The sequence below is a fragment of the Mycobacterium sp. TH-M15 genome, from assembly GCF_057473705.1.
On sequence record NZ_JBYCLB010000245.1, the window covers coordinates 1 to 6,540 of the forward strand.

The following is a 6,540-nucleotide window of genomic DNA, read 5'->3' on the forward strand; positions in this document are numbered from 1 at the left end:
CCGGCGCCGTCGTCCTGGGGCGCCCGGCGCGGCTGCGTCCGTCGCGCCCCCGGACCGAAGCCGGTTCGAGGTCGCGGACGGCACGCCACCGGCCGGGGGTGCCGCCCGGTGGCGTGCCGTCGTCGACCAATAACCTCGGGGGGACCGAACCCGGTAGAGGAGCAGCCATGGATTTCACCACGATCCGCCACCAGGTCGAAGACGGCATCCTCACCGTCCACCTGGACCGACCGGAGAACCTCAACGCGTTCACCGTGCCGATGGCCGAGGAACTGGAACGCACCTTCGCCGAGGTCAACGACGACGACGCGATCCGGGCGGTGATCGTCACCGGCTCCGGCCGGGCGTTCTGCGCCGGGATGGACTTGTCGAGTTCCGGCAACGTGTTCGGCCTCGACGAGTCGAAGTCGCCGACGCTGGCCGACATGGCCGTCCTCGACGATCCGGAGTTGGCCAGGGTGCGCGACACCGGCGGGCGGGTGACGCTGGCGATCTACGGCTGCCGCAAACCGGTGATCGCTGCGGTCAACGGGCCCGCGGTCGGGATCGGCGCCACCATGATGCTGGCGATGGACGCCCGGCTGTTCTCGACCAAGGCGCGGTTCGGTCTGGTGTTCGGGAAGCTGGGCATCACCGCGGAAGCCTGCTCGACGTGGTTCCTGCCCCGCATCGTCGGTGTGCCAACAGCTTTGGACCTGCTCTACCGCGCCGACATCCTCGACGCCGAGACGGCCCGCAGGTGCGGCCTCGCCCGGTCCGTCCACGAACCCGATCACCTGCTGGCCGAGGCCCGGGCGCTGGCGGACGCCTGGACCAAGGGCCGCTCCGCGGTGTCGTTCGCGCTGATGCGCCAGATGCTCTACCGCAACTCCGCGCAGCCCGACCCGGTGCAGGCGCACCGGGTGGACTCCCTGGCGATGTTTTACACCAGCATCGGCGACGGCGCCGACGGAGTGCGCGCCTTCCTGGAAAAGCGCGAACCGCGATTCACCTCGCGGGCGTCGGCGATGCCGCCGTTCTACGACGAGTGGGTCTCACCCCCGGGATCAACCTGAGGACGCCTCGGCTTCGACGTGCACCGGAAGGTCGTCGTCCCACGGCTGACGGCTCACCATGTCGGCCACGTTGACATAGCCGCGTTCGAATTCGCCGGTGGCCGCATCCACCAGCCGGTAGTCCTGGGTCTGGTGCTGGATCGGCTGGGCGTCGAGTAGCACCACCCGCACCTCACCGGGCTCGAATCCGCAGCGCCGCTGCAGCGCGGCGATCAGCTGCTCGTTGTGCATGTGCCCGTCGCCGAAGTTCCAGCCGATCGCGGTGGAACAGATCCGCTCGCCGTCGGTGAGGGTGTAGTCGTCCTCGTTCTGGCCGGCCATCGCCCGGTGCGCCAGGGTGAACAGCGCGCGGCCGTGGGTGTTGAACCCGCGGAACGCATACCCCATGTAGATCGGGATCTGCGCGGCCTCCTTGCTGCCGTAGAACCGCTCCAGCTGGGCGGCGGGCATGCTGGCGATCGCCACGATGCCGTCGGTGATCTTCTCGGCGGCCGACGGCTTGATGCACCACAGGGTGGTGTCCCAGTTGCCGGCGTAGTAGCGCATCCCGGCCAGGAACGACACCTTGCGCGGGAACAGATTTCCCAGCACGACAGTGCCCGCACTGAGCGCGAACAGGGCCGCGACCGGTAGCGGGTGCCGCACGTCGCTCAGCCCGGCTCCGGCGTGCCCGACGAACAGCGCCAGCACGCCGAAGATCATGAACACGTTCCACTCCAGCGGCACCCCCATCGGGATCGCCGCCAGGATGCCCAGGTGGAAACAGACCATGACGACGGCCGCGATCGCGGTCGGCCGCCCGCCATGGCTGACGAACAGCAGCAGCGGCACCAACATCTCAATGGCGGTGCTGAGGTGCGCCAGCACCGTCGACGGCCGACCGGGGCGAAGGTCGTCGGGGAAGTTGTTGAAGAAGCGTCGTTTGACCGCCCTGGGCCGGATCAGCGGATTGTTGGACATCATCGTGGAGATCACGAACGGGAAATGCCGGTTGAGCTTCGAGGTGGCCGCGCCCGTCCAGATCACCAGGAAGATCGCCTTGGCGGCGACGATCGTGTCCACCCCGCCGATCAGGAACGCCGCGGCGAGCGGGGCGTAGACCTCGCCGCGGGCGGCCAGGAAGATCACCTTGTCCCGCAGCCCGGCCGCCACCAGGATGGCCAGGACGGTGCCGATCTGCCAGCCGGGCAGCACCCCGACCGTGGTGTGCAGTTCGGGGATCGGCCCGGTGCCGTCGGTGACCAACGCCCAGCCGATCACCGCCAGCAGCGCCGCGTAGAGCAGCACGTCGACCCGAGTCCGGGTGTCCCCGGCCGTCAGCGGGATGCGGTTCGGCCAGGGCGGCAGCCGGATGGTGCCCGGCCGCAGCCAGTACAGGATCGAGCCCATCGGCGGGAAGAACCGATTGTTCAGCGGCCCGAACCCGCAGCCCAGCCCGATCACCTCGAAGGCCATCGTGTACAGCACGACCTTCTCGAAGACGATCGGCTCGCTCCACCAACGCGCCACGACGGTGCAGCCGGCCAACCCACCCAGGCCGGCTGTGGTCCGCACCACCAGCCACGCCCCCAGGACGTAGAGCGCGATCTTGACGACGTAGAGCAGGTGCAGCACGACCGGGGCGCCGAAGCCCACCTCGGCCCAGTGTCGGGCCATCGGGCGGATCTTCTCGCTGCGGGTGCCGGTGCTCCATTCGGCGAAGTCGACGACCGGAATGTCGGGTTTGAGGAATCCCATGCCGAAAGACTAGAGTCATGGCGACTGCGTTCCCCCCGGAGCATCAGCCCCACGTCCGGACCCGTTCGCGGTGGTCCGAGCATTCGCGGCAGCTTCGACAGCAGCCGGGGGGCGACGGCCGACAGGCCGACATGGTCCTGAGCACGATCGACCGCGACACACCCGTCGCACGCCGTTCGACCCGGGTGCAGGCACGTAGTATCGGATAGCGATCTAGATTGCCGTGGGGCAGCCCGACGACAGCGAATGACGAGGTTAAGGTGCCATGGCTCGCGACTTCGCCGAGATCGAGCTGCTGACCGAGCTGGAGCCGACGGTCGCCGAGTGCGTGAACCGGCACCTGGAGATCACCACCACCTGGAACCCGCACGATTACGTGCCGTGGGGCGAGGGGCGCAACTTCGCCGCGCTGGGCGGTGTCGACTGGGCCGACGGACAGTCGAAGCTGTCGGAGGTCGCTCGGGTCGCGATGATCACCAACCTGCTGACCGAGGACAACCTGCCCTCCTACCACCGGTACATCGGCGAGAATCTCTCCGTCGACGGCGCCTGGGGAACCTGGGTCGGCCGGTGGACCGCCGAGGAGAACCGGCACGGCATCGCGATGCGCGACTACCTGGTGGTCACCCGCAGCGTCGACCCGGTGCAGTTGGAGATCGACCGGATGGACTTCGTCAGCCGCGGCATCCACGCCCCCGAGGAGTTCGAAGGCGTCCTGGTCCAGCTGGCCTATGTCACCCTCCAGGAGGTGGCCACCCGGATCAGCCACCGCCAGACCGGCCGGGTCTGCGACGACCCGGTCGCCGACGCCATGCTCAAGCGGATCGCCCAGGACGAGAACCTGCACGCGGTCTTCTACCGCACCGTTCTCGGCGCGGCCTTCGACCTGGCGCCCGATCAGGCGATCGAGGCCGTCACCAAGGTGATCCGGGAGTTCGATATGCCCAGTCGCGGGATGCGCAATTGGCGGCGCAACGGCGTGCTGATGGTCAAGCACGGCATCTATGACCTGCGCCAGCACCTCGATGACGTGCTGCAGCCGATTCTGCGCACCTGGAAGATCTTCGAGCGCAACGACTTCGGCCCGCGTGGAGACCAATACCGCAATGAGCTGGGCGAGTTTCTGGACAAACTGCAGCGTGACGTCGTCCGCTTCGAGGAGCGCCGCGCCCACCTGTTGGAACGGGACGCGGCACGGGCGGCGCGCGCGGCTGACACCCGCGTCGCGGGCTGATCCCCCAGCCCGCCACCCAGGTTATCGACCGACGTTGTCGCCGACCCCGAACGTACGTGTCGGGCGGAGGTCCGGGACAGGGGAGCGTCAGCCGGCCTTGAGCGCGCGCGCCGGTCGTCCGCTGTAGGCGCTCAGCGGGCGGATCAGGGCGTTGGCTGCGGTCTGCTCGATGATGTGGGCGGTCCAGCCGACGATCCGACTCATCACGAACATCGGGGTGAACATGCCGATGTCGAAACCCATCAGGTAGTAGGCGACCCCGGTCGGGTAGTCGACGTTCGGCTTGAGCTTGGTGGCCTCGTACATCCCGGTCTCCAGGATTTCGTAGATATCCAGCCAGCGCTGACCGTCGCGGTCCGCGGCGACCCGGTCCAGCGCGGCCTTCATCGTCGGCACCCGGGAGTCACCGCGCTTGTACACCCGGTGACCGAAGCCCATCACCTTCTCCTTGCGGGCGAGCTTGGTGCGCAACCACTCCGCCGCCTTGGCTGGCTGGCCGATCTCGATCATGTCGTGCATGACCGCTTCGTTGGCGCCGCCGTGCAGCGGTCCCTTCAGCGCGCCGATCGCCGCGGTGACCGCACTGTAGATGTCGGAGCGGGTCGAGGTAACCACCCTTGCGGCGAAGGTGGACGCATTGAAGCCGTGCTCGGCGTAGAGGATCATCGACTCCTCGAAGGCGGAGACGATGACCGGGTCGGGCACCTCGCCGAAGCACATCCGCAGGAAGTTCTCCGCGTAGCCGAGTTGGCTGTGCGGTGCCACGGGTTCCAGACCACGACGCCGCCGCATGTCGACGGCGACGACGGTCGGCAGCACCGCGAGCATGCGCAGCGCCTTGGCGTAGTTCGCCGACTCGGAGTCGTCGTCTTCGGCGGGGTCCTCGGCACCCAGGTAGCTGACCGCGGTGCGCACCACGTCCATCGGGTGGCAGGTCTCCGGCAGCTTGGCCAGCAGGGCCAACAGCGACTGGTCCAGCCGGCGGCTGGCCCGCTCCCGCTGGCAGAACAGCGCCAACTCGGAATCGGTCGGCAGTTCGCCGTGCCAGAGCAGGTAGGCGACCTGCTCGAAGCTGCAGTGCGCGGCCAGATCCTGCACCGGGTAGCCGCGGTAGATCAGCGAGTTGGTCTGCGGGTCCACTTTGGAGATCGCGGTGGTGTCGACGACGACACCGGCCAGGCCCTTGTGGATCTCCGGTTCGATGGTGGCGGCGGTCGTCATTGCGATTCTCCTAGCGTGAAATTGAACAACTCGGTGTCGAACTGGTTGTACTCGACGTAGCGGAGCAGTTCGTAGAGCCGGCTGCGATGCTGCATCTGGTTCAGAAGACCGGATTGTGTTCCGGCCGAGTCGATCTCCCGTAGACCCGTCTCCACGGCGAACATCGCCAGCCGCAGCGTGGTAACCGGGTAGATGACCGCGTTGTAGCCGACGTCGGTGAGCTGACGCACGGTCAACAACTCCGACTTGCCGAACTCGGTCATGTTGGCCAGCAGCGGGACGCTGACCGCGGCCCGGAACCGGGCGAACTCGTCCGGAGTCCGCAGCGCCTCGGTGAAGATCAGATCGGCGCCCGCGTCGGCGTAGGCGCGCGCCCGGTCGATCGCCGCGGGAAGGCCCTCGATGCCGGCGGCGTCGGTGCGGGCGCAGACGACGAAGTTCGGGTCCCGGCGCGCCGAGACCGCAGCTCGCAGCCGTTTGACCATCTCCGCGGTCGGGACCACCGCCTTGCCGTCGAGATGCCCGCAGCGCTTCGGGTTCACCTGGTCCTCCAGGTGGCAGCCGGCCAGGCCGGCATCCTCCAGCACCGTGACGGTGCGCGCGGCGCTCATCGGCTCGCCGAAGCCGGTGTCGGCGTCGATCAGGGTGGGCAGATCGGTGACCGCGGCGATCTGCGCGCCCCGGCCGGCCACCTCGGTCAGCGTGGTCAGCCCGATGTCCGGCAGGCCCAGGTCGGCGGCGAGCACCGCACCGGAGACGTAGACGCCCTCGAAGCCGATCTCGGCGATCAGTTTGGCCACCAGCGGTGAGAACGCCCCCGGGAAGCGCTGCAGCTCACCGGAGTCCAGGCCGGACCGAAACGCCGCCCGCTTTGCTGCGGCGCTGCCGGCCGACGCCAACAGCCCGCTCATCGGGAGATCCCGTCCGGCGTCTCCGGCGCCGTCGCCAGCACCGCCGGGTCCACCACGATGTTGAGCGCCGTCAGCTCGCCGGCCTTCAACCCGGCCAGGCTTTCGGCGACGGCCAGGAAGCGTTGCTGCTCGTCGGTGTCCACCACGCCCTCGGCGAGGTCGGTGAACTTGGCGGCGTATTGTTTCCGGCCGAACGGGCGCGCCCCCAGCGGATGGGCGTCGGCGACGGCGAGCTCGTCGGTGATCACCTCACCGCCCTTCAGGGTGACCTCGGCACGCGCACCGAACGCCTTCTCCTTCGGATCGGTGGAGTGGTAGCGACGGGTCCACTCCGGATCCTCGACGGTGGAGATCTTGCGCCACAGGTCGATGGTGTCCGGCC

The 6,540-nt window shown here is 68.5% G+C and carries 5 protein-coding genes and 1 pseudogene; 2 read left to right on the forward strand and 4 right to left on the reverse strand.

Annotated features, from left to right (window positions below; genetic code table 11):
- The first annotated feature begins 167 nt into the window (after positions 1-167).
- Positions 168-1,055, forward strand: a complete 888-nt coding sequence (locus AC2VNT_RS05820) for a crotonase/enoyl-CoA hydratase family protein (RefSeq protein ID WP_486945951.1) — start codon at positions 168-170, stop codon at positions 1,053-1,055.
- Here the strand turns inward: AC2VNT_RS05820 and AC2VNT_RS05825 are convergent.
- A complete protein-coding gene (locus tag AC2VNT_RS05825; protein WP_486945952.1) occupies positions 1,047-2,792 on the reverse strand; it encodes a DUF3556 domain-containing protein in 1,746 nt (581 codons plus the stop codon). The two genes, AC2VNT_RS05820 and AC2VNT_RS05825, sit on opposite strands and share 9 nt — an antisense overlap.
- 265 nt (positions 2,793-3,057) lie before the next feature.
- On the opposite strand from AC2VNT_RS05825, the gene AC2VNT_RS05830 reads away from it, so the two are divergent.
- A complete protein-coding gene (locus tag AC2VNT_RS05830) occupies positions 3,058-4,026 on the forward strand; it encodes an acyl-ACP desaturase (protein WP_486945953.1) in 969 nt (322 codons plus the stop codon).
- 87 nt (positions 4,027-4,113) lie between these two features.
- On the opposite strand, the gene AC2VNT_RS05835 is transcribed toward AC2VNT_RS05830, so the two are convergent.
- From AC2VNT_RS05835 to AC2VNT_RS05845, 3 genes and pseudogenes are all read right to left on the reverse strand, one after another.
- Positions 4,114-5,247 carry a bifunctional 2-methylcitrate synthase/citrate synthase gene (locus AC2VNT_RS05835; protein ID WP_486945954.1) on the reverse strand — a complete coding sequence of 378 codons (1,134 nt, stop codon included), beginning with the start codon at positions 5,245-5,247 and terminating at the stop codon, positions 4,114-4,116.
- Positions 5,244-6,158 carry a methylisocitrate lyase gene (gene prpB, locus AC2VNT_RS05840; RefSeq protein WP_486945955.1) on the reverse strand — a complete coding sequence of 305 codons (915 nt, stop codon included), beginning with the start codon at positions 6,156-6,158 and terminating at the stop codon, positions 5,244-5,246. Before prpB ends, AC2VNT_RS05835 begins: the two co-directional genes overlap by 4 nt.
- Positions 6,155-6,540: pseudogene (locus tag AC2VNT_RS05845) on the reverse strand (MmgE/PrpD family protein); the annotation flags it as partial. The gene prpB and the pseudogene AC2VNT_RS05845, both read right to left, overlap by 4 nt.